Annotated in this window: 24 protein-coding genes; 19 read left to right on the forward strand and 5 right to left on the reverse strand. The window is 71.0% G+C overall.

What is annotated here, in order from left to right; all coding sequences use genetic code 11:
• The first annotated feature begins 42 nt into the window (after positions 1 to 42).
• Entirely contained in the window at positions 43 to 675 is a 633-nt protein-coding gene (locus ACZ7JZ_RS31750; RefSeq protein ID WP_470945510.1) for a hypothetical protein, read from the forward strand.
• Positions 676 to 1302: 627 nt separating this feature from the next.
• Positions 1303 to 2973 (forward strand): DNA cytosine methyltransferase, encoded by a 1671-nt coding sequence (locus tag ACZ7JZ_RS31755; protein WP_470945511.1) that lies wholly within the window; start codon positions 1303 to 1305, stop codon positions 2971 to 2973.
• Positions 2974 to 3105: 132 nt separating this feature from the next.
• Here ACZ7JZ_RS31755 and ACZ7JZ_RS31760 read toward each other — a convergent pair whose 3' ends face one another.
• Positions 3106 to 3474 carry a hypothetical protein gene (locus ACZ7JZ_RS31760; RefSeq protein ID WP_470945512.1) on the reverse strand — a complete coding sequence of 123 codons (369 nt, stop codon included), beginning with the start codon at positions 3472 to 3474 and terminating at the stop codon, positions 3106 to 3108.
• Between the two features lie 243 nt (positions 3475 to 3717).
• Between ACZ7JZ_RS31760 and mobC the strand changes: the two genes are divergently transcribed.
• The 3 genes from mobC to ACZ7JZ_RS31775 are packed head-to-tail and all read left to right on the forward strand — an operon-like array spanning position 3718 to position 7081.
• A complete protein-coding gene (gene mobC, locus ACZ7JZ_RS31765; protein ID WP_470945514.1) occupies positions 3718 to 4152 on the forward strand; it encodes a plasmid mobilization relaxosome protein MobC in 435 nt (144 codons plus the stop codon).
• Positions 4149 to 5918, forward strand: coding sequence for a relaxase/mobilization nuclease domain-containing protein (locus ACZ7JZ_RS31770; RefSeq protein WP_470945516.1), 1770 nt, complete (start codon positions 4149 to 4151; stop codon positions 5916 to 5918). Before mobC ends, ACZ7JZ_RS31770 begins: the two co-directional genes overlap by 4 nt.
• Before the next feature lie 17 nt (positions 5919 to 5935).
• A complete protein-coding gene (locus tag ACZ7JZ_RS31775) occupies positions 5936 to 7081 on the forward strand; it encodes a hypothetical protein (protein WP_470945518.1) in 1146 nt (381 codons plus the stop codon).
• Between the two features lie 72 nt (positions 7082 to 7153).
• On the opposite strand, the gene ACZ7JZ_RS31780 is transcribed toward ACZ7JZ_RS31775, so the two are convergent.
• Positions 7154 to 8236 carry a C40 family peptidase gene (locus ACZ7JZ_RS31780; RefSeq protein WP_470945520.1) on the reverse strand — a complete coding sequence of 361 codons (1083 nt, stop codon included), beginning with the start codon at positions 8234 to 8236 and terminating at the stop codon, positions 7154 to 7156.
• Positions 8237 to 8583: 347 nt separating this feature from the next.
• Here ACZ7JZ_RS31780 and ACZ7JZ_RS31785 point away from each other — a divergent pair, with 347 nt between their 5' ends.
• From ACZ7JZ_RS31785 to ACZ7JZ_RS31830, 10 genes are all read left to right on the forward strand, one after another.
• Positions 8584 to 8718, forward strand: a complete 135-nt coding sequence (locus tag ACZ7JZ_RS31785) for a hypothetical protein (RefSeq protein WP_470945521.1) — start codon at positions 8584 to 8586, stop codon at positions 8716 to 8718.
• Between the two features lie 208 nt (positions 8719 to 8926).
• Entirely contained in the window at positions 8927 to 9316 is a 390-nt protein-coding gene (locus ACZ7JZ_RS31790) for a hypothetical protein (RefSeq protein WP_470945523.1), read from the forward strand.
• Positions 9313 to 9609 carry a hypothetical protein gene (locus ACZ7JZ_RS31795; RefSeq protein WP_470945525.1) on the forward strand — a complete coding sequence of 99 codons (297 nt, stop codon included), beginning with the start codon at positions 9313 to 9315 and terminating at the stop codon, positions 9607 to 9609. The genes ACZ7JZ_RS31790 and ACZ7JZ_RS31795 overlap by 4 nt, the downstream gene beginning before the upstream one ends.
• A gap of 7 nt (positions 9610 to 9616) precedes the next feature.
• Positions 9617 to 10423 carry a hypothetical protein gene (locus ACZ7JZ_RS31800; protein ID WP_470945526.1) on the forward strand — a complete coding sequence of 269 codons (807 nt, stop codon included), beginning with the start codon at positions 9617 to 9619 and terminating at the stop codon, positions 10421 to 10423.
• Positions 10420 to 11895, forward strand: a complete 1476-nt coding sequence (locus tag ACZ7JZ_RS31805) for a hypothetical protein (protein ID WP_470945528.1) — start codon at positions 10420 to 10422, stop codon at positions 11893 to 11895. The genes ACZ7JZ_RS31800 and ACZ7JZ_RS31805 overlap by 4 nt, the downstream gene beginning before the upstream one ends.
• Positions 11892 to 13352 (forward strand): SCO6880 family protein, encoded by a 1461-nt coding sequence (locus tag ACZ7JZ_RS31810; protein ID WP_470945530.1) that lies wholly within the window; start codon positions 11892 to 11894, stop codon positions 13350 to 13352. The genes ACZ7JZ_RS31805 and ACZ7JZ_RS31810 overlap by 4 nt, the downstream gene beginning before the upstream one ends.
• Before the next feature lie 5 nt (positions 13353 to 13357).
• Complete coding sequence (locus tag ACZ7JZ_RS31815; RefSeq protein ID WP_470945531.1) at positions 13358 to 14953, forward strand: ATP-binding protein; 1596 nt, start codon at positions 13358 to 13360, stop codon at positions 14951 to 14953.
• Positions 14953 to 16689: a type IV secretory system conjugative DNA transfer family protein gene (locus ACZ7JZ_RS31820; RefSeq protein WP_470945534.1), complete on the forward strand. Its 1737-nt coding sequence runs from the start codon at positions 14953 to 14955 to the stop codon at positions 16687 to 16689. Before ACZ7JZ_RS31815 ends, ACZ7JZ_RS31820 begins: the two co-directional genes overlap by 1 nt.
• Entirely contained in the window at positions 16682 to 17278 is a 597-nt protein-coding gene (locus ACZ7JZ_RS31825) for a DUF4913 domain-containing protein (protein ID WP_470945537.1), read from the forward strand. Before ACZ7JZ_RS31820 ends, ACZ7JZ_RS31825 begins: the two co-directional genes overlap by 8 nt.
• Positions 17279 to 17370: 92 nt before the next feature.
• Positions 17371 to 18597, forward strand: a complete 1227-nt coding sequence (locus ACZ7JZ_RS31830; protein ID WP_470945539.1) for a helix-turn-helix domain-containing protein — start codon at positions 17371 to 17373, stop codon at positions 18595 to 18597.
• 28 nt (positions 18598 to 18625) lie between these two features.
• Here ACZ7JZ_RS31830 and ACZ7JZ_RS31835 read toward each other — a convergent pair whose 3' ends face one another.
• Positions 18626 to 18913 carry a DUF6372 family protein gene (locus ACZ7JZ_RS31835; RefSeq protein WP_470945541.1) on the reverse strand — a complete coding sequence of 96 codons (288 nt, stop codon included), beginning with the start codon at positions 18911 to 18913 and terminating at the stop codon, positions 18626 to 18628.
• Between the two features lie 142 nt (positions 18914 to 19055).
• On the opposite strand from ACZ7JZ_RS31835, the gene ACZ7JZ_RS31840 reads away from it, so the two are divergent.
• From ACZ7JZ_RS31840 to ACZ7JZ_RS31855, 4 genes are all read left to right on the forward strand, one after another.
• Positions 19056 to 19292: a hypothetical protein gene (locus tag ACZ7JZ_RS31840; RefSeq protein ID WP_470945542.1), complete on the forward strand. Its 237-nt coding sequence runs from the start codon at positions 19056 to 19058 to the stop codon at positions 19290 to 19292.
• Positions 19289 to 19552 carry a hypothetical protein gene (locus ACZ7JZ_RS31845; protein ID WP_399823750.1) on the forward strand — a complete coding sequence of 88 codons (264 nt, stop codon included), beginning with the start codon at positions 19289 to 19291 and terminating at the stop codon, positions 19550 to 19552. Before ACZ7JZ_RS31840 ends, ACZ7JZ_RS31845 begins: the two co-directional genes overlap by 4 nt.
• An 11-nt stretch (positions 19553 to 19563) precedes the next feature.
• Positions 19564 to 19770 (forward strand): hypothetical protein, encoded by a 207-nt coding sequence (locus ACZ7JZ_RS31850; RefSeq protein ID WP_470945544.1) that lies wholly within the window; start codon positions 19564 to 19566, stop codon positions 19768 to 19770.
• Positions 19771 to 19925: 155 nt separating this feature from the next.
• Positions 19926 to 20768: a hypothetical protein gene (locus ACZ7JZ_RS31855; protein ID WP_470945545.1), complete on the forward strand. Its 843-nt coding sequence runs from the start codon at positions 19926 to 19928 to the stop codon at positions 20766 to 20768.
• Positions 20769 to 20889: 121 nt separating this feature from the next.
• Here ACZ7JZ_RS31855 and ACZ7JZ_RS31860 read toward each other — a convergent pair whose 3' ends face one another.
• Complete coding sequence (locus tag ACZ7JZ_RS31860) at positions 20890 to 21354, reverse strand: protein kilB (RefSeq protein WP_470945547.1); 465 nt, start codon at positions 21352 to 21354, stop codon at positions 20890 to 20892.
• Positions 21348 to 21839 (reverse strand): hypothetical protein, encoded by a 492-nt coding sequence (locus tag ACZ7JZ_RS31865; protein ID WP_470945549.1) that lies wholly within the window; start codon positions 21837 to 21839, stop codon positions 21348 to 21350. The genes ACZ7JZ_RS31860 and ACZ7JZ_RS31865 overlap by 7 nt, the downstream gene beginning before the upstream one ends.
• Positions 21840 to 21980: the final 141 nt, after the last annotated feature.

Raw genomic sequence — 21980 nt, forward strand, 5'->3', positions numbered from 1 at the left:
CACCATCGTATCCATCAACCGCGACACCCAGGAGCAGACCCCGTGAAGACGATCGACGGCCACCAGTGGGCGACCCGCGAGGAGCTGGTCGAGCGCAGCGGCTACAGCAGGGACACCCTGTGGAAACTGTGGAGCGCACGCGAGACCAACGGCCACCCCGATGCCCTCACGGTCGACGGCGCCCTCCACTGGGAGCTCGACGGGTGGATCGCCTGGTTCGACCAGCACCGCCAGGAGGAGGAGGCCAAGGCGCCCCGCCCCGAGCCCACGGTCGACCGGACCGGCGACCCGGACGAGGAACTCCCTCCGGCAGCGCAGGCGCGGGTCCTCGGCGTCGACCCCAGCCGCATCACCCAGTACGACAAGAAGCCGCCGCCGGGGTGGCCGCAGGGCCGCGCCGAGCAGCTGAACACCCGCGTCCGGCGATGGAGGACCCGGCAGCAGCTGTGGGACTTCGCGGACGCCAACCCGGGCCTCGGCAGCCGCGGCGGCCGCCCGTCGGGCGGCAACAAGGAGCAGGCCGCCGCCCGCCTCCAGCGGGCCGCCGAAGCTCTGGCCGCGAACCCCGAGCGAGCCGCCGGCGAAGTCGCCGCCGAACTCGCTCGCGAGCACGGGCAGTCGATCGACACCTGGAAGAAGGTCGTCACCGAAGCCCGCAAAAAGGCGCAGCAGTAGCAGGTCACGACCATGGCCAGCACGCCCCAAACCGCCCCGGGGGTGCTGGCCGTTTCCGTGCTCACAGGCCATCGCGCCCGTGCCCGGATTCCGGCAGCGAGTCGGTCCGATGAGCCCCGCGAAAGTGAAGCGTGCGGCCCTGCTGTGTGCACCCGCGAGGCGCCCACGGTCCGTAAGCCTCCGTGGCCACGCGCGTCGGCGGCTGCGGGTGATTCGGGCGAGGAAAAGACGGCCAGCAGCGAGGGGAGGGTGGCCGGGTTGCGCTCCGGTACGGCGCACTGCCGGGCCGCACGGGGCGCGGACCGTACCCACGCCGTCGCGGATGCAGGAGCGTGAGGCGATCGCACCCCGAGGTCGTGGTTGAGGGGGAGCAGCAGCTGCCGCGATGTGGCAGGTGCCATCCCATTCCGCGCGGGTCGCCGGGCATTTCCGGGTGGCCGGAGGGGCGCTCCGGCCGCGAGCCGACGCGCGCAACTCGCCGAGAAATGTGCTCTGACCTGGCCTTTTAGTCTTGACCCACACCGCAAAACTTGAGAGTATTAGTACGTCGAGAGGGAGGGCGGGAATCCTCCGGACCGGCGCGGGCCCAGGCCCACCACACCGAAGACCTCAACCGACAGGAATCTCATGGGCGAGACCCGTACTTCCGGCGTGCCCGCCGGCGGGCTGATGAGCCTGCTGCGCCCTGGCCCCCGGCCCCTCAGCGCCGCAGCCCTGGAGGACATCGCACAGCACGAAGCCGAGGACGCCGCCGCCATCACCGCGGCCGCCGGTCACCCCGCCCTCGTCGAGTGCCAGACCGCCGCCGCACTGCTCACCGAATACGCCAGCCTCCACCCCGGACGCCCGGCCGAAGAGTGGAAGTTCGAAGCGGTCGAGCGCGTCGTCGACTGCGCCCGCGCCATCACCGAGGGCGACACCGACCGAGTCGAGGAGTGCTACACCGCCGCCCGCGGAGAGCGCGCCGCGATGGCGTGCGGCCGACTGGAAGAGCGCGGCCGCGTCACCGCCGACACGCTCGCCGCCCTGGACGCCGACACCCGCCGACTCCTGGAGTGGTACGCCGCCCCGTTCCCGATCGAGTGGCTTTTCGAGCCCGAGCGCGACACCTTCGGACGCATCATCCGCAAGCGGGTCATCGTCCTCTTCCACGGCCCCGGCGGGCTCTCGGTCGGCCTGCGCGACGTCCTCGGTGCCGACGTCGACATCGTCGGCATCGACCTGGATGGCGGCGCCGTCGCCACCGCTGTCGCCGCCGGATTCCGCGTCATCCACGCCGACGTGACCGACCTCAACCCCGAGTCGCCCGCGCTCCAGTGGGTCAGCGGAATCGCCCTCACCCCGCCGTGCCAGGCGTTCACCCCCAGCGGCCTGGGCAAGGGCCGGTACGCGGGAGCGATCAACCTGATTCTGTCGGTCATCTGGGAGGCCACCGCGGCCGCCGGATTCCTCCCCTGGGACGGCTCCCCGACCGGCTTTGCGCCCCGGTCCGGGCTCACCTGGGACGAAGTCCGCGCGCCGCTCGCCGAGCTCGAAGACGAGCGTGCGGGACTCATGGCGGAAGTGATCATCTGGCCGCTTGCGATGTTGGCCAGGTGGAACGACTCCCTGGAATGGGTGGCCGTCGAGCAGTCCTCCGCTCTGCCCGCCCAGATCGAGGACGCACTGTTCGCGGAGCTCACCGGCGCCGGATGGCACACCACCGAGGCGTGGACCCTGGACGCGGTGAACTACGGCGCCGCCTCGCACCGCAAGCGCCGGTTCATGGCCGCCTACCGAGGCGAGACGAAGCCGTTCGTCGACCTCACGCCGACCGCCCCGTTCCCCGCCACGACGTTCGCGGAGGTCGTCGGGTGGCCCACCGGCAGGACCATCCTCACGCGGGGCCACAGGCCCGTTGACCCCGAGACCGGCCGAGCCAAGGGCGGCGGCAGCCGGTCCGCCGACCGACCCTCCACCTGCGTGACCGCCACCATCTACGGGTGGACGGACTCCGAGACCGGCGAGCGCATCACCCAGGCCGACATCGGCCGTCTGGTGGGCTTCCCCGGCGACTTCCCCTGGCGCCACGTCGGGCGCGGCCGCGGAGTCCGCAACGTCGCCCAGCAGGCAGCTGATGCGGTCTGCCCGATGGTCGCCGCCGCAGTCTTTGGCCGGATCCTCGGCATTGCGGACTGGGAGGACAAGACCCGGGTCTACGTCCGCCGGATCTATGCCGTCCCCACCATCCCGCGGCAGCGGATCGAGCAGATGATTCTCTTCGACGAGGAGGCCAGCGGCCAGCCCCAGGCCGCCTGACCCACCGCCCCGGCGGGCCGCAGAACCAGCGGCCCGCCGGGGCTCTTTGCGGCCCAGATGTGCGCACCGTCCGTCGGACACGAAGAAGGGGGCCCCGACGAACCGGAGCCCCCCTCTTCGTGCTGCTCGACGTCAGCCGGACTGCCCGGCCGCCGCGACCGGCGGAATGCTCCCGGTGCTGTCCTGAGCCGGAACGCTCGCCGCCGGCGAGGATGCCTCCGACCCCGCGGCCGACGCTCCCTTCCGCGCCGACGTGCGCCGACCCCGCGGCCGCCCCTTCGGCCGCTTCGTCGGCTCCTCCGCGCCGATCTCCGCCAGCTCCTCGGCGGTCCAGCCAGCCGCCTCGGCACCGGCGTAGGCCCTGCCGTACGGCTCGTCGAGTGCAGCGAGCTGGTCAAGGAGATCGGCCCGCTGCCCCTGGACGTCCACCAGCGGCTCGATGGCCTCGGCCCGAGCCTTGAGGATCGCTTCCATCCGTTGCTTCATCTCGTGTGCAGACATGCGCGCATCGTACTTTCCCGAGGTCGATTCGACCGCTCGAAATTGAGCAATCAGCACCACGCCCTAGGGTTTTGACCGCAGGTCAGAGCGCTACCGGCGTCTAAGGGCACCCCCTTAGACGCCGGTAGCAAGATAGTGCTTACTGGGCCCAGTAAGCGGATCACCGGCCGCCTCTTCCAGTAGGGTTGGCGGCCGGTGATCATGGGTCCGAGCACGGACCGGGGAACCCCGGAGGGGGCTGTTGTGGCAGAGCCAGCAGCGGATGAGACACGCCAGCGCCCCGCTACGCGGAGGCGTGAGCGCGAGGCCGGCGGCGCTCGCGAAACACGCATCAAGGTCTCGTACAACGACGACGAGCACGAGCTCGTCAAAGCGGCCGCCGAACGCGACCGCCAAGCGACAGCATCCTGGATCGGACGCGTCGCCCTAGACGTTGCAGAAGAGATGCTCGTCCCGACGCCTGTCAACGCCAAGGCAGTGGTCGGAGAGCTGATCGAGGCACGCAAGCAGCTCAAGCGAGTCGGGACCAACTACAACCAGATCGCCAAGGTGATGAACTCCGATGGCGAGGTGCCTGACGCGCAGATGGCCGCCGTGCACCGAGCCCTGGTGACCGCCATCCAGCGCCTGGACGCGGCCACGCTCCAGCTGATGCGGGAGCGAAAGGAGCGCGGGTGATCCCGCAGAAGCTCGACGAGGGCAGCGACACCTTCGGCCTGCTGGCCTACCTGTACGGGCCCGGCCGGCGGGACGAGCACACGAACCCGCACATGGTCGCCGCGTGGGACCCCTACGTCGACGATCCGGCACGCTCGCCCGACATGACGATCTCGGACCTTGCGCTCCTTCTAGACGCACCCGTATTCGCGATGCGAGGCAAGAAGCCGAAGCTGCACGTGTACCACGTGGCAGTCCGGAACGACGAGAAGGACCGGATCCTCAGCGACGAGGAATGGGCCGAGATCGCGCGCGAGATGATGCATGCCTCCGGGATCGCCGAGCATGGCGACGACGAGGGATGCCGATGGGTGGCCGTGCGCCATGCCGACGACCACATCCACCTCGTGGCGACGAAGGCCCGGGAAGACGGACGCCAGCCGAACTTGCGCGGAGACATCTTCAAGATGCAGGCTGCGGCCCGGATCTTCGAGGAGCAGCTCGGACTGCGCAGGCTCAAGAACGGGGACAAGACCGCATCGCGCTGGCGCAAGCCGGGCGAGCTGGAGAAGGCGCAGCGGCGGGGCCTGAGCGAAGCCCCTCGCGTGACTCTTCAGCGGACGGTGCGCGAGGCGGCGGCCGCAGCGACGAGCGACGCCGACTTCTTCGAGCGTCTCGCCGCCTCGGGCGTGCGCGTGAAGCAGCGCATCGCCCCGGACGGGAACATCACCGGCTACTCGGTGGCGATGCAGGGCGACCGGAATCCGGAGCAGTCACCGATCTGGTTCCCCGGCGCCAAGCTCGCACCGGACCTGTCTCTGCCACGCGTCCGCGAACGCTGGGCGAACCCGGTTCCGGCACCGCGCGCGGCGCCGGCGGAGATGTGGCGGATCGCCGAAGAGAAGGTCCGCGAAGCAGCTGGTCGACTCGGGGCCGAAGGCCTCCACCACGGCGCCGGTGAGGTAGCCGCTCTCGGGGACCTCATTGTGGTCGCCGCCATCGTTTCGCCGCGCCTGGTACGCGAGCAGATCAGACAGGCGGCAGGAGAGTTCGAGCGGGCATCACGAGCCCCGGGCGACCGCGCCCTGGAGGGTCAGGCGAGGGCGCTGTACCGCGAGTCCGCGCAGGTTCTCTCGCAGTCGGCGGCCGCTGTCGGCCACAACAACGCGGCCGCCGCCCTGGGCTTCCTGCTCGCCCTGGTGCAAGCCGTGGAGGCAGCCCGTCGCTGGCACGAGGCACAGGAGCACCGCATCCACGCGCAGGCCTCGGGGCGGGCCGGGCGGTTGCTACGAGAAGCGGTCGAGGTAACCGCCGGCGCGAGCGCGGCGCGCGAGTACCGCCCCCGTCCCAAACGGTCCGCGGCGCGTCCCGCAGCAGGCCAACGTGCGGCAGCCGCGCCCGGCGAGCGCCCCATGGCGGGCGTGGTGCAGCAGGCCGTTCCCAAGCACGCGCGGGTGATCCTGGCGGACCCGGCCTGGCCCACCCTGCGGAACGTTCTGATCGAGCTCGAACGAGCGGGCGAAGACCCCGTCGAAGTGCTGGCAACGGTCGCAGCCCGCCGGGAGTTGAGCTCAGCAGAGTCGGTCGCCGAAGTGCTTTCATGGCGACTGGTCGGATGGCGGAACCAGCGCGGAGCCACCGCAGATGCGTCCGCCGGAACACGCCCGTCGTCGACGGCCGGAGGCGGCACGGGGAGAAGCGCCGCACCGACCCGCAAGGCGGCACCCGCGCCTCGGCGCAGGCCGCCCGGCGACGAGCCGCGCAAGGGTCCGCGAAGGACCCGCTAACGAGGGGAGAGCAGCAGATGACGACACCAGCGTCACCAGGGGAGCCGTTCGCCGAAGCGGCGGGCGAGGCGGTGCAGACCGCCGTCATGTCAGTGAAGCTAGTGATGGCCATCGCCGACGCGGTCCGGCGACACCAGCAGCGGCAGAAGAAGGGAGCCGAGGAGGAGCTGCCGCCCGCCGAGCAGGCGAAGGAGGACGCGAAGGCAGAGCTCAAGGACCTCCTCCCCGCGGACGTCTCCATGGCCCTGCTGTCCGGTGCGGACTGGCCGCAGTTGGCACAGCAGCTCATGGCGTTGAAGAAGGCCGGGGTCGACCTGGAGCAGCTGCTGCCCCGGGTCGGCGAGATCGCGGTGACCGTGCGGGATCAGGTGGCCGCGAACGCGGAGCGGGTGGCGAAGGAGGGGACGGGGGAGTGGGAGCGGATGCTCCGCGAGACCCTGCCCGCCGGTCCGGTGCGTGAGGCGATCCTGTCCTCGCCGACGTGGCCCGACATTGCGGCGACGATGGCGAAGCTGGACGAGCGTGGTGTCGACGTGCGGAAGATCCTGGCGTCCGCGCACGACGAGGGACTGGGCGTCGACCAGGCCGTGGCGAAGGTGATCGCGGCTGGCGAGGCTCCGGCCACGAGCCGGGATGCACTGCTGTCGTGGGGACCGCTCACCGACGGACTCGACATCCCGAAGGATCTCGACCTGAACGACCGGGAAAGGGCCCTGCGGCAGTTGGCGATCTCCCCGCAGGAGAACGTGCGGTACGCCCGGATGCTCAAGGACGCGCTGCCCGCTTACGGGCGCGAGGTCGACCTCGCGATCACCGCGAAGCAGTGGCCGCTGGTTGCTGCGCGGATGGCGAAGATGGAGAGCGAGAAGAAGCCGGTCGCCGAGCATCTGGCGGGGCTGGCGAAGGACGTGTCCTGGACGGCGGGCCCGAACGGGCAGATCGGTTCGCGGTTGGTCCAGGCGACCAACCACGTTCTTCGGCACGCGCCGGGGGAGGCCCCGCCGGCGGCGCGTCCGAAGGTGTCCACCACCGCCGCGCGGTCGCAGTCGACGACGGTGGGTCCTACTAAGGCGCAGGCTGCCAAGGCGGCGGCGCCTGCGGAGGCCGGGGTGGCTGCACACCGGCAGACCGGTCCCACGGCCAAGCCGGGCAAGGCGAAGTAGTCCGCCCGACGCACGTGTGCCGCAGACCCCGGTCCGGGTCTGCGGCACACGTCGTTCTCGGGGTGGTGCGGGTCAGGGCCGGGTGGCACCGAAGTAGTCGTCGGCGGGCATGGCGGAGGTGAGCGGCTGGAGCTCGACGACCCGGCCGGTGCGCGGCGCGTGCAGCACGTTGCCGTCGCCCGCGTAGATCGCCACGTGATAGATCGAGCCGGATCCGCCCTTGCTCCAGAACAGCAGATCGCCGGGCTTGAGCTGGTCGCGGGCGACTGCACGGTGGGAGGTCTCGCCGTACTGGGCGGCCGCGACGCGGGGGAGTTTCGTGGTCGGCCAGTAGGCGTACTGGACCAAGCTGGAGCAGTCGAAGCCGACCGTGTTGGAGGCGCTGCACTGCCCGTTCAAATAGCCGTTGAGACCGTCGCAGAACCCGAGCGAGGGACCGCCGGGGCCACCGCCGCCCCAGGAGTACGGAGTGCCCGCCCGGGCCGCCGCCCGGCGCAGAGCGTCCGCGCCGATGCCGCTGCCGGAGACCTCCAGCAGGCCCGGCCCCTCGAAGTCCTTGATCTTGGCCATGATGATCCGGACGTACGCGTAGGTCTCGCCCTCGGTCTCGCCCTTGCGGCGGGCGAACCAGATCGGCGGTACGCCCTTGAACTCCACGACCCGGCCCCAGCCCGCGTTGTAGCCGGCCAACGCGAGGGCCCGCGGGTCGCCCGGGTATCCGGAGGACTTCGCGTCACCGAGGAGCGAGCACATCAGGGCGCCCTGCGCCATCACCGCGTCGCCAATGTCCCAGCGCGAGATCTCCCCGTTGCCGTCGTAGTCGCGACCCCAGGTCGCCCAGGTGCCGTCGATGAACTGGGCGGGTCCCTGGGCGCCCATGTCGCTGATGGCGCTCTTGTCGCGCTTGGTGGAGAAGTTGGCCTCCTTCCACAGCTGTGCGGCGAGGTAGGCCGGGGTCATCTCGGGGTGCTTGCAGGCGGCATCCGCCTTGAGGATCCAGGGGCGGAACTCGGTGGGGACGCCGCGCAGGCCGCCGCCGCCGTCGGTGTTCTCGGTGGCGCTGGCGTCGCTGTCGATCAGCAGCATCACAATCAGTCCGACACCGGCCAGCATCATGCCGACCAGCGCCAGGACGATCCCGACCAACCACTTCATGCTTCCCCCCGTGCTGTTCCGTGCGCTCGCTGTCCTGTCTGCTGTGTGGATTCGGCGTACTAGATCATGAGCGTCCTTGTGGCTGAGGCCTCTTTGCGTGCGGTCCCGGGCCGCCGGCGGGGGTGCTCGGGAAGGCGGTGTCCGCTACGCCGTCCGGGTGTTGTGCGCGAGATCGTCAGGTCGGCGAAGGGGGCAGGGTCAGCGCTCAGCTTCCTTCCGGCCTCACGTAGGGTCAGCTCACGCCTCGCGTCGGGTGACTTCGCACAGCGAAATCCCGCCTGCCGTATTTCGCTGTGCGAAATGAACGGCTCGGACGTGCAGGCGTTGGGAACTCGGGGGTGTGACTGATGGCTATTCGGCTCCGCACGACGATCGGCGATGTGGCCGAATCCGGCATGGCGCATTTCCGCATTCCGCAGGGCGGTCCCGGAGCGCTGTTCGTGCGTGCGGACCGTCCCGTGCAGCGACCTCACCTGACCTGACCTCCCCAGGGCCTGAAAACCGTGATCGGGTTTGTCCCCGGTGCACGCTAGCCTCAGGAGTCCCACGAGCCCAAAGCCGTGGTGGAAACACACGCTTGTAGGGGGGAGTTGCGGTGTGATTACCCATCCGGAGAGCCGAACCCCGGCCGTCAATCCGCCGGTTGCACTTCGGTACGCGCTGATTCCCGTCCACGGGTACGGCATTGCGGTGGCGACCGTCGCGCGGATGCTCGACGACGACTCCGACGGCGCCCGGGCCCGGCTCCTCAGCATGGCCGAGCCCATTCCGTACGGGGCCCAGTCGGTCCTTCTGGCCGAGACGACCGTGTACGGCGCCCACCAGGTCGAGGCGATGCTCGCGCGCTGGGGCACCCTGCCGAAGCCGTGGCTGGTGCTGATCTCGGACGCCCCCACCCGGCCGGTGCCCGATGCCCGGTTCCTGGTGCGCGCCCTGGAGGGGCGACTGGCCGGCGTGGCGCGGGTGCCGTACCTGCCGGTCCTTCGCGCCGTTAAAGATCCGGCCGAGGCCATGGAGCACAAGAGCGTTCTGACCGCTGCCGAGAGGCTGCGGCGCACGATGGAAGGGACCAAACGATGACCATGACCAACGAGCTGATCACGCTCGCGGCCGACGGCCTGATCCCGGGGTCGACCCCCACGAAGATCCCGGGGCTCGACGGCCCCGTGTCGAAGATCTTCGGATACGGCCTGTGGCTGCTCATCCTCGCCGGTGTCGGTGGCACCGGCTTCGGCGTCTACAAGCTCGCCGTCAGCGACAAGTCGAGGAACGGCGGCGGCGCCGAGCCGTTCAAGTGGATGGGCGGCGGCGTTGCCACGATTTTGTTGGCCGGGTCGCTGATCACCATCCTCAACGGCATCGCGGGAGGCTGAGGCAGGCATGTCGCGGACCAGGGGGACGTGGAACACCAAGGGCACATGGATCGCCGGTATCTCGCTGGCCGCCATGCTGCTGCTGACGGCCTACGCCGCGTTCAGCGGCGGTGGTGACGACGAGTCGAGGACCGGGGGCAAGGGCGGCAGCAGCGCCAACCCGAGCGCGTCGGGCTCGGCGAGCCCGGAGCCGACGTACGCGCAGCCGCCGGACTGGACCGAGCCGCAGCGATGGACGGCGCTTCCGCGGGGGCAGCGCACGGACGAGCGCGGCAGCCAGCTCGGCTTCCCGCACACCGCCGAAGGCGCGGTGGCCATGATGGCGGCCGGCAACACCACGCGCATCGAGGGCGACCGGTCCAACAGGACCGAGCAGCTGCGCATCTACAACACGTACATCGGCAAGGCCGACCAGTCGTCGGAGGCTGCCGAGCAGATCGAGCTCAACGCGATCGCCACCGACAAGTCGCTCGCGAAGGAGATGGGCGTTCCGGCCGGGCAGCCGCTGCCGTCCGGCGCGTACGTGCGCAGCCACGTCGTCGGCTACAAGGTCATCAAGCAGTCCGGCGACGAGGTCTCCGCGTGGCTGCTGGCCCGGGTGGTCCAGAAGAACGGGGAGACGGCGGAGGAGAAGGGCTCGTACACCCGCACCCTGGTCGGTGCGCAGTGGGTGGACGGGGACTGGAAGATGACCGCGGACGCCACCGCCCGGGCCCAGCAGGAGACCCAGGGCAAGGCGGAGCCGACGATGGCCGCCCCCGGCGACGAGGTGTTCAACACCGCTGGATGGACGGCTATCCGGGAGGCATCGTGACGCGCCGACTCGCAGCACTGCTGCTCGCGCTCGTCGCGGTCTTCGGCGTCTCGGTGGTAGCCGCACCCCAGCCCGCCCGGGCCGACGGGCCCATCGGCAACGCCATCGAGGGCGGATGCCGCTTCGCCTCCGGCCCGGTCCTCGGGACGATCCTCGGCATCAAGGGCAAGGTCACCGGCATCGGCGGCCTGACCGGCTCGCCGCTGTGCGACAAGCTCGGCGACGCGGCCGAGAAGAAGATCAAGGAAGAGTGGAAGAACGTCTGGGACTCCGTCCTGGGCGACGTCATCAAGTCCGCCGCCGACGGCGTGAAGTGGATCATCAAGAAGGTTCTGACCGTCGCCCTGCTGGGGCCATCGGTCGACCTCGCGGCCACCGGACTGTGGGGGAAGGACGCCACCCTCTCCGGGATGCTCATGTGGCTAGGCCTGGTCATCGCCGCCGGCGGAGTCATGTGGCAGCTGGGCAAGATGGCAGTCACCGGGCAGGTCAAACACCTCGGCCGGGCGATGGCGGGGTGGGTGGAGAACATCATCCTGTCCGCGATCGGGGTGTCCCTGTTCGCGCTCCTGCTGATCGCAGCCGACGCCCTGTCCGCCGGACTCGTCAACGCCACCTTCGCCGACGACGGCAAGGCCTACGAGCGGATCCTCGCGGTCATGATGCCCAACGGCATCTCCAACCCGATCCTGATGCTCGGCGTGGTCCAGGTCCTGCTCATCGTCGGCTTCATCCAGCTCATCATGGTGTTCCTGCGGCAGTCCGCGATCCCGATCATCTGCCTGCTGCTGCCCGTGGCCGGCGGCGGCCGGACCGGCGGCGACGCAACCCGCCAGTGGGCACCCAAGCTCATCACCGCCGGTCTCGTCGTCGTGACGTACAAGCCGATCCTGGCCATCATCATCTGCACCGGCTTCGCCGAGTTCGGGCACTCCCAGACCCTGGCGGAATGGCTGCGCGGATGCGCCACCCTCATCCTCGGCGTCATCGCGCCAGGCCCGCTCACCCGGATCTTCGCCCCGTTCGGCGAGGTCGTCGGTGCGGGCATGGCGTCCGGCGGCGCGAGCGGAGCCCTCGGCGCGGCCGCGGGCTACATCGGCGGCAAGGCCGGCGGCGGCGACAGCGACAGCGGCGGCAGCGGTGGCGGCGATGTGAACGCGGTCCAGCACGCCCAGTTCGTCGAGCAGAGCATGGGCAAGCAGGGCCAGGGCCAGGGACAGGAAGGCGGCCAGGGAGGCGACGTCCAAGCGCAGGCGGCCCGCAACGAGGCCACCGCGAGCATCCCGGCACAGGCAGGACCCGAAGGCGTCACCGGGGCGACCACCACCGCAGGCACGACCGGCACGGCGACCACCGTCGCCGCCGGAACCGCCACGGCGGGCGTCGCCCTCGGCGTCCAGGTCCTGGACGGCATCAACGACGGCATCCAAGGGGCGGCCGGACAGATCGGCGGCGGGGGGAACCAGCAGTGAGTGTGAGTTCAGCGCACGAAGTGCCCAAGGCGCTGATGGTGAACGGATTTCGGGTCCGCAAGTCCTTCGGGATCGGCGGGCTGTCCAAGGGCGCGACGATCGGCGCCGCCCTGACCCTGCTCGCCGTCGGGCTCATCGCCACCCAGTCACCGGTCACCCTGCTGGTGACACTGCCTACCGCGCTCGTCGGCGTCGGCCTGGCTGCCGCCCGCCGTCACGGCATGTCCGCCCTGACGTACTACTGGGCCAAGGCTGCGTGGAGCCGGGCGTCGAAGTCGGAAGCCAACTCCTACCGCCGTCTCCTGCTGGAGCTCCCCTACGCCCTGGACCTCCCGGGCGTGGGGGCCTCCTCCACCCTGGTCAAGGCGCACGACCCGACCTCGGGCCGGAGCGTGGGCGTCGTGCATGACCGGGCCACCGGCTACATGACCATCAGCACCCTGCTTGCCCCGGGCGGCAGCCTGATGGCCCCCACCGGGGCCGTGCAGAGCTCGCTGCGCACCTGGTCGTCCGTGCTGGAAGCGATGAGCACCGACGACCAGATCAAGGGCGCCTCGGTGACGATCCAGATCACCCCCGGCGCCGGCGAAGCGCTCGGCGACGACGTGAAGGCGCGTCAGGACCCCGGAGCCCCGGCCCTGGCGAAGCAGATCGTCGAGGAGCTCGTACGCACCACCCCGCACGCCACCGCCTCGGTGGCGCCGTGGATGTCGGTCACCGTCGACCCCAACGCCTCGGTGAACCCCCCGACGGACCTTGCCGAGCAGGTCGCCGAAGCGCTCAAGGCGGTCGACTCGATCGACCTGTCCGGCACCGGCACGGACATCGAGCGCCGGGCCACCGACATCGACCTGCGGCGCCTGGTGAGGTCGGCCTACGACCCGGACGTGTTCAACGCGAGGGATGCCGAGTTCGCCGACCTGTCGTGGTCGGAGTGCGGGCCGCAGGCCGCCGACGACGGGTGGGAGGAGTACGCCCACGACGGAGGCATCTCCGTCTCCTGGGTGCTGCGCGAGATGCCGCGCCGCCCCATCTCCTACAGCGTGCTCCTGCCGCTCCTCGCACCCGGCCGGTACCAGCGGCGCATCACCCTCGCCTACCGGGTGCTCGACCCGCACGAGGGCGAGGCGGTCCTGGAGCGCGAGATCAGCGCCGCCTACAACACCGCGCAGGCCACGGCCGAGGTCAAGGGCCGGGCGAAGTGGTCGCAAAAGGCCGACGCACAGCGTGCCGAGGAGGCCGCCGCTCAGGTGGCCGGCGGCGCGCAGGTCGTCGACTGGACGCTGATGGTCACCGTCACCGCCCGCCGGGCCGCCGACCTTCCCGCCGCCCGGCAGGAGCTGGAGCGCGCAGTCAAGGCCACCCGCGGCGTCCGGATGAGGCCCGCGTACGGCGCTCAGGCGGCGGTCTTCGCCGCCGGTCTGCCGCTGGGCTACAACCCGCTGGTGAAGGGCTGACGGCGATGGCGAAGAAGACGAAGACGCCCGCGGTGACCACGCCCAAGCGCGTGGTCCGCGTGGCCGAGCAGGGCCCGACCCGCGAGGAGCGGCGGGCCGCGAAGAAGCTGCGGGCCCGGTTCGCGCCGCGGCTCGGGTGGGGCGGCCGCTTCGGCGGCCGCGTCGCTGTCGAGGACTCCGGCACCGTCTACACCGGCCCGAGCACCCAGGTGGGCGGCATCTACCCGTTCCTCCTCGGATCCGGTCTGCCGCCGCGCGGCGTGCCGGTCGGCCGGGACGTCCTGACCGGCGAACTGGTGTGCATCGACCCGTCCGGCTGGACCGGCAAGTTGACCACCAACCCAGGCGTCTGGGTCATGTCGCAGCCGGGTGCGGGTAAATCTGCCCTGGTCAAGCGCGTATGCCTGGTCTACTCGGCGTACGGCCACATGGTGTGTGTGCCGGGCGACGTCAAGGGCGAGTACAGCGGCTTGATCTCCGAACTGGGCGGGTCCGTCGTACGGATCGGCGACGGCATCGGCCGCATCAACCCCTTGGACTCCGGTCCCCTGAAGGGGCGGGTCGCCACGCTGCCGGTCGACCGGCGCCAGGCACTGCTCGACGTCCTCAACGGCCGGCGGCTCGAAACCCTGGTCGCCTTGTTGTCCACCAAGCACGGTCTCGGCCGGACCCCGGACGAGATCGAGCGCAGCGCGCTCGACACCGCCGTTCACGTGGCCTCCGACGCCCAGGAGTCCGGCAGCGACCCGATCGTCGCCGACGTCGTCCGCGTCCTGCGCGCGGCCCCGGAGGAGCTGAGGAGCAAGCTCGCCGCCGACGGCGACCGCTACCAGGACCTGACCCGCTCGGTGATCGCCGGACTGGACAACCTGATAGGCGGACCGCTGCGGGGACTCTTCGACGGCCCCACCACCACGGCGCTGGACATCAACGCCCCCGCGGTCAGCGTGGACATCTCCGCACTCCGGGCCCGCGGAAACGACGTGGTCAGCGCGGGCATGATCGCGACGTGGGCGTACACCTACAGCTCGATCGACTCCGCCCGGTCCATCGGGCTGATGGACCGCAAGTTGGTCCTGCCCATGGACGAGATGTGGCGGGCCCTTCGCTCGGGCCCGGGTCTGGTCGACGCCATGGACGCGATCAGCCGCCTGAACAGGACGACGGACGACGTCACCATCTACGTGACGCACTCCCTGCTCGACGTCGAGGCCCTGCCGACCGAGCAGGACCGGGCCAAGGCGCGCGGCCTGATGGACCGGTGCGACACCTGGGTGATCGGTGCCTCGTCCGAGGAGGAGCTCCGGCGCGTCACCGGCAAGCGCAGCCTGACCGAGCAGGAGCGCATGATGATCGGCTCCTGGTCCTCGGCGACTTCCACCGGCCTTGACATCGACCCCACCGTCCTCGGCGAAGGCAGCGAGGACCGGCCGCTGGTCGAGGAGGAAGGCGCCCGGCACCCGGGCCGCGGAAAGTATTTGATCAAGATCGGCACCCGCCCCGGGATCGCGTCGGCCCTGGAGCTGACCAACACCGAGAAGCGGCTGTACCGCACGGACACGAACCAGCGCCGGGCACGGCACACGGGGGGCGACGCCTGATGATGACGGAGAACGACCGCCACTGGGCGGCCGGAGGAATCGTGTTCGGCGGCGTGGTGGCCCTGTCTGCTTCCACGTGGGCCGGGGCCGCCGCCGGCGCGGTGGTGACGGGCGAAGACGTGGCACCCCTGTCCCCGCTGACCGTCTACCGGATGGTCGAGGACTGGGGGACCGTGTGGGCGGGCTCCCCGGTCGCCTCGGGCATCGGGGCCGGGCTCTTCGATGTCGCCGTCGTCGCCCTGATCGTGTGGGGCTTGAAGGTGTCCTTCAAGTGGTTCCGCAACCCCAGCTCGCTGGCCACGCTCCACCAGCTGCGCGAGCTCACCCCCGTGCCCGCGGCCCTCACCGCGACCCGGTTGCGGGCTTCCCTCAAGGGCGCCAAGCCGAAGGAGGTCGCACCCCGGGACCGTGGCGTGCTGCTCGGCAACCACATGCCCTCCGGCGTGGAGCTCCGCGGCAGCGACGAGGACACGTTCGTCGCCATCATGGCGCCCCGCGCGGGCAAGTCCACCTCCCTGGCGATCCCCGTCGCCGAAGAGGCCCCCGGTGCCCTGCTGATGACGTCGAACAAGGCCGACGTCTACGCGGCGACGATGGGCTCGCGCTCCCAGATCGGGCAGACCTTCCTCTTCGACACCCAGGGCGTCGCCCAGGCCGAGCGGAAGATGTGGATCGACCTCATCGCCCAGGCCGAGACGCTGGAGGGCGCCGAGCGGCTGGCCAGCCACTTCACCAACCAGATCACGAGCGAGCAGGCCGACCCGTTCTGGTCGCAGGCCGCCGCGGATCTGCTGACCGGTCTCTTCCGCGCCGCGTGGTGGGACGGTGCGACGGTCCGCGAGGTGATGCGCTGGCTGTCGGACCCGCGCGAGAAGGCCCCGATGAACATCCTGTACGCGCACGAGCCGGTGCTCGCCGAACAGGTCGACTCCTCGGTGAACATCGCCGAGGAGACCCAGAGCGGCATCTTCCAGAACGCCCGTACAGCCATGAGCGCGCTCCGGGACGAAAAGGTCCTCGCGTGGGTGACCCCCGACAAGGACCTCCCCAGGTTCGACCCCGAGGCCTTCGCGACCAGCAAGGACACGCTCTACCTGCTGAGCAAGAAGGGCGGCCCGTCCAGCGCCCTGGTGGCGGCCGTCGCCGACGCGGTGTTCACCGCCGGCGCCGAGGCGGGGGAGCGGCACGGCGGCCGCCTGCCCGAGCCGATGCGAGCCGTCCTGGACGAGGCCGCCAACATTTGCAAGATCGCGGACTTGCCCGACTTGTTCAGCCACCTCGGCTCGCGCGGCATCAACCCCTTCGTGATCCTCCAGAGTTACCGGCAGGGCGTGAAGAGCTGGGGCGAGGTCGGCATGGACGCCATGTGGGGAGCGGCCACCAAGAAGATCATCGGCGTGGGTATCGACGACGCGAAGTTCGCCCAGGACCTCTCCAACCTCGTCGGCGCCCACTACATCGAGCGCGGCTCGTACTCCAAGAGCAAGGACGGCGGCAGCCGCAGCTGGTCCGAGCAGCGCGAGCAGATCCTCGATCCCGCCGAGATCCGCGCGATGAAGAAGGGGACGGCGCTGCTGATGTCGACCGGTATGCCCGTCGCGCAGATCGCGCTGAGGCCCTGGTACGAGGAGAAGGACCTCGCCTACATCGGACCGCAGATGAAGGCCGAGGAAGCGGCCATCACCAAGCGCGCCGTGGCCGCGCACGAGGAGAGGAAGGCCGCCCGCCGTGGCTGATGACCCCGAGCCGGGGCCCGACTTCGAGGTCCCGATGGGTCTCTTCCAGGACATGGAAGACCTCAAGGCCCAAGTCGCCGCCCTGTCCGCCCAGGTCAAGACCCTGACCGAGGGCGGCGCGGGCGGGACGGGCGAGGCCTTCGCCGACGACGACGAGGCGGCCGGCGAGGAGCCCGAGGAGACGGACGAGGAGGGGGACGAGTGGGCCTTCCCGCCGTTCATCCTCCTTCTGGACTCCCCACAGCACGACGACGAGCTCCGCGGCCTGATCGAGTGGGTGGAAGGGGTCCTCGTCCCCGGCTACCTGGCCGAGCCCAGCAGCGACGCCCGCTGGTGCCCGAACTGGTTCGAGCACCCCGTGGCCGTCGCCCGGCTCCACGCGTGCTGGCTCGCGTGGCAGGAGCTCACCGACCCGGCCACCTGCGGCTACACCGGCCCCTCGACGTGGCACCGCGACCATCTCGACCCCTGCCTCGCGCAGCTCCGCCCCTCCTCAGGCCCGTTCGCGGGCTGCACCAAGGGCGAGCACCAGGTCGACCACCGGATGCCCGGCATCGTGCCCAGCGCATGGCGCCGCGAGGACGCCTGACGCCCCCTTAGCTGCGGGCTTCCCCGGGATTGGCCGCCCGGCCCCGGGGAAGCCCCTACCCTGGCGGGTATATCCCTGCTGAGGGGGCTCACATGCCTGATGACAACGTGCAGATGACGGTAGACGGCGAGCTGTTGAAGGCGCGCCGCGAGCATCGCGGGCTCAGCCGCTCGGCGCTGGGCGGCCTGGTCGCCCGGAGCGAGGACTGGGTCAAGAAGGTCGAACGCGGGGACCGCACCGTCCGGTCGCTCGCGATGATCGTGCAGCTGGCCCGGGTACTGGGCTGCCAGGACGTCAACGAGCTGACCCGGGCGGATGTCTCCGTGCCGGTGTACGACGGCGGCAAGGTCACCCATTCCGGCGTGACCGCGCTGCGCTCGGCGATCCACGCGCCGCTGTTCGCCGCGGCCGGCACGCCGGAAGACGTCGGGCATCTGGCCGGACGGGTCCGGCAGGCGTGGGACGTCTGGCACCGCGCCCGCGACCAGCGCACGGCGGTCGCCTCGGTGCTACCCGGCCTGATCGAGGCCGGGCACGCCACGGTGCGGTCCGCCGAGGGCGCCGAGAAGCGCCGAGCCTCGGTGGTCCTCTCCGAGACCTACGCCCTCGCCCAGCAGTACGTGGCCCACATCGTCGAGCCTGAGCTGTACTGGGTCATCGTCGACCGGGCCCGGATGGCCGCCGAGCAGGCCGACGACCCGATCGCGCTCGCCTCGGCGGCCTGGATCATCGGCAACGGATTGAGGGTCTCCGGCTACACCGAGGAGGCTCTGCGGATGGTGGCCGACGCCGCCGACATCCTGCGCCCGCAGCTGGAGGGCGGCTCGGACCGGCTGCGCGGCATGTTCGGCAGCCTCTGCCTGCACGCCGCGGTGACCGCCGCCCAGGACGGCCGCGACGGCGACGCGTGGCGCTGGCACGGCGAGGCCGACCGCACGGCCACCAATCTCGGCAGCCAGTACGCCCACCCGTGGACCATGTTCGGCACCGGCAACGTGGTCGTCCACGCCGTGACGATCGGCGCGGACCTCCGGACCCCCGGCATCGCGCTGCAACAGCTCACCGAGACCGACCCCGGCTCGATCCCCTCCGTCGAGCGGCGCTCGCGCCTGTTCCTGGACGCGGCCAAGGCCGAGCACGTACGCAAGGAGAGGGCCTCCGCCCTCCAGTACCTGCGCCTCGCCTACGAGACCTCCCCGGAGGCCGTGCGGTACGTGCCCTCCGGCCGGGCCCTCGCCGCAGACCTGGAGCGCACGTCCACCGGAGCCCTCGCCTTCACGGCGCGTCAGCTCGCCGAGGACATCGGCGTCGCTGCCTGACCCCGGAACGCGCGCCGGCGCCGGAGGGCTACCCGAGGAGCGGGTCGCCCTCCGGCTCGCTGAGCGGGGCCAGAGAGGTGTAGCAGGCGCCGCACAGCGGCAGAGGTTCGGTGATGTCCGCTGGCCCGAACGCCTCCACCGCGGGGCGCGTGATCAGGCGCAGCAGACGGCCGGGCTCGGCCGCCGCCAAGCACGTCCCGGATCCGCCGTGGTAGATGCGGCACACGCACCGACAGCCGCCCGGACGGTGCTGCTCCCAGGTGAACAGCCAGCGCTTCACCAGGTAGAGAACCGGGAACTCGGCTTCGTCGGTCATGTGCAGGACGGTAGTGGCCCGCCGCGGCGTACGGGCCCGGTTCCCTCCGATCGCCGCCCGGCAGGGGGACAAGCTGTCCCCCTGGACGTGGGGGGACAGCTTGTCCCCTGACAGGGCGTCATGTCGTCCTACGGTCGACACCATGGCGCAGCTGGAGTACCGCGACGCGGGCGAGCTCCCCGCCGCTCTGCGCAAGACGGTCTTCCGGGACCACGAGGAGCAGCGGTGGCGGGTGACGGCCCTGGTCATACGCCGCGATCCCGTGTCCGACAAGGAGATCGGCCGTACCGCGTTCCTGCGGCGGGCCGACTCCAGCGGCGGCCGCGAGTGGGAGATCGCCCTGGACGCCCTGTACGAGACGACGGAGGTAGACCGATGACCATGACGGCCAAGGAACGAGCAGCCCACAACGCGCGGGAGTCGGACGCGCTGCGCGCCGGCGACGTCGCCGCCGCAGGACTCAAGGAGGCACTGGCCCGCGTCGGCATCGTCTTCCCGAGCCTCCAGGCGGGCTTCCCCGTGAACGGCAACGGCCGGGTCGAGCTCGGCGGCTGCAACGCGGGCACGGCCACCGCGCTCGCCGAGGTCCTGAACGCCGCCGCCGACGCACTGCCCGAACTTCGGGCGACCGCCCAGTGAGTGCGGGCACCGTGGCTGATCCCCGGCCGCGCGTCGCCGCGACCGTACGCAGCGGGGACGTCGTCCACCTGGACGACGGGACCACCCGCACCGTGCAGGGCACCCCCTCCTCGGCGCCAGGGGCCATAGGGGGCCTGATGCTCACCATCCGCTTCACGGACGGCGGTTCCCACCGGGCCGCCGCCGGGGCCGAGCTCCTCGTCGAGCGCCCTACCTAGACCGCCTTGTGGCCTCCCCCCGTGGGGCACAGGCGCCCAGAGCCCCTGCCGGGTCGGCCCGGCAGGGGCTCGCCCATGTCTCCGTCAACTGGGACGAGCCCAACTCACCCCAGAAACTCACCTCTTAAGAGGTGAGTTTTCGATAAGGTGGGGCCATGACCACAGAGGCCGCAGTCGACATCGCCGTCATCCCCGAGCCCGCGCCCACCCCGTCGCTGGAGCTCGTGCCCGACCTCCCCACGACCCCGATCTCCGAGATCGGCCTCGCCATCACCAACGCCCTGGTGGAGGCCTGGAACGCCATCCGTGCCCGGCACAGCGACGTACCCGAGGCCATCATCACGATGGCCACCGGCGGCCGAGAGTCGGCGGTCAAGCTCGCCCACTTCTCCCGCAACCGCTGGAAAGCGAGGGCGGGAGACGCGACCCACCACGAAGTCTTCGTCACCGCCGAGTCGCTCCTCAGGGGCGCGGTGGAGGCCATGGAGACCCTGGTCCACGAGGCCACTCACGGGGTCAACTGCGTGCGCGGCATCGACGACTGCTCGATCAGCCAGTACCACAACAAGAACTTCAAGGCCGTGGCGCTGGAGCTCGGCATGGTCTACACGAAGACCGTCGACCCGAGGGACAAGAAGAAGTACGGGTTCGCGTTCCCGGTGCTCTCCGCCGAGGCCAAGGAGGCGTACGCCGACCAGATCGCTGCCCTGGACAAGGCCATCCAGGCGACCCGCGTCCCCGCCTACATCCCCGTCAGTACCGGAGGCGGGGGCAAGGGCAAGACCACCACGGGTGAGACCGGGCTCGACGACGACGCCGACGATGACGGCGAGGAGAAGCCGCCGCGTCCAGAGAAAGAGGACCGGAACTACGTGAAGGCCGAGTGCCAGTGCCCGGCGCCGGCGGTCATCCGGGTCTCACCCAAGACCCTGGCCAAGAGGAACATCATGTGCGGCGACTGTATGCACAGCTTCGCCGTACCGGAGTCCGCCGAGTAGGAACGGTCTGTCTGGCCAGATAACCCGTGGGCCCCGGTTCCCCCTCGCAAGAGGGGAGCCGGGGCCCGCGTCGTTGTGCGTCTACCGCTCCTCGGTGCCTGCCGTTCAGGCCGCGCCGGGGTCAGCCGCCCTGGTTGGAGAAGTGGCCGGCGGCGGCCGCGACGAACCGGTCCGCGGCCGCGAGCGCGTGCGCCCGCAGCACGTCGAGGGTCTTGTCGTCCGGGGCGTCACGCAGCGCGTACGTGGCGCGCGCCGCTGCTTCGGCGACCGTGGTCAGGTCGGGCATCAGGATGGAGACCGTGACCATCGGCGCCTCCACGGCGGACCGGGTGGCGTGCGACTCGGCCCGGGCCGCGGCGAAGACCCCGGGAGCGGCTCCGGCGAGCCGCAGGCCCTCGCGGACGGCCATGGCCCGGCGGTGGGCGGCGAGGGCGGAGGCGAAGGAGGTCGCGGCCGCCAACTCCTTGTCCCGGCGCTGTTCCTGCCGGGCCGCGTCCAGGCTGGCGCGGGTGGTGCGGTGCTGGATCGCTCCGGCGACGATCGCGCCGAGCAGCGTCCCCAGGACGGCAAGCAGGGTGCTCAGCACGAGCCCTCCTCGGCGGCCGCCGGCGGCGCCACCACGTTGTCGCGGCGGGGGTCCCAGCCGGTGCAGTGCGTCCTCTCCCGGCCGTCGCTCTCGAACCGGACGGTGATGTCCCACACGGGCAGCCCGACGCCGAGCGGGCGCGGGCCGCGCTCGATCGCGAGGACCTCGTAGACGCTCTCGGCGTGGCCGTGGTCGTACCGGCCACCGACGACGCGGGGGCCGACCTGGGTGGCGATCCACTCCTCGTAGGTCATCTCGAACCCCTCCTCGCGGTCGCCCAGCAGCTCGGCGGGCATCGTGCCGTCGCACAGGTCGCAATGGCTGCGGCCGGAGGGGTTGACGGTGCCGCAGGCCGCGCAGGACCACGACGGGCGCTGGCAGTCGTGGCAGGCGTCGTACGACGGCGGGTTGTCGGCCCCGCAGGTGCAACCCCACGCCGTGCGCGAGCGCTTCGCGGCCGCGAGGTCGGTCTCGTAGGTACCCACCCGGATCTCCTTCCGTAGGGGGGCGGGTGGCCCCGCCCCTGGTTTGGTCTTTCTGGCCAGATAAACCGCGAGCTCCGGCGCTCCGTGAGGGAGGGGTGGAGCTCGCGTTGTTGTGCGTCTTTCCCCGCCGTGCCGCATCCG

It is taken from the genome of Streptomyces sp. NPDC038213 (genome assembly GCF_055600495.1).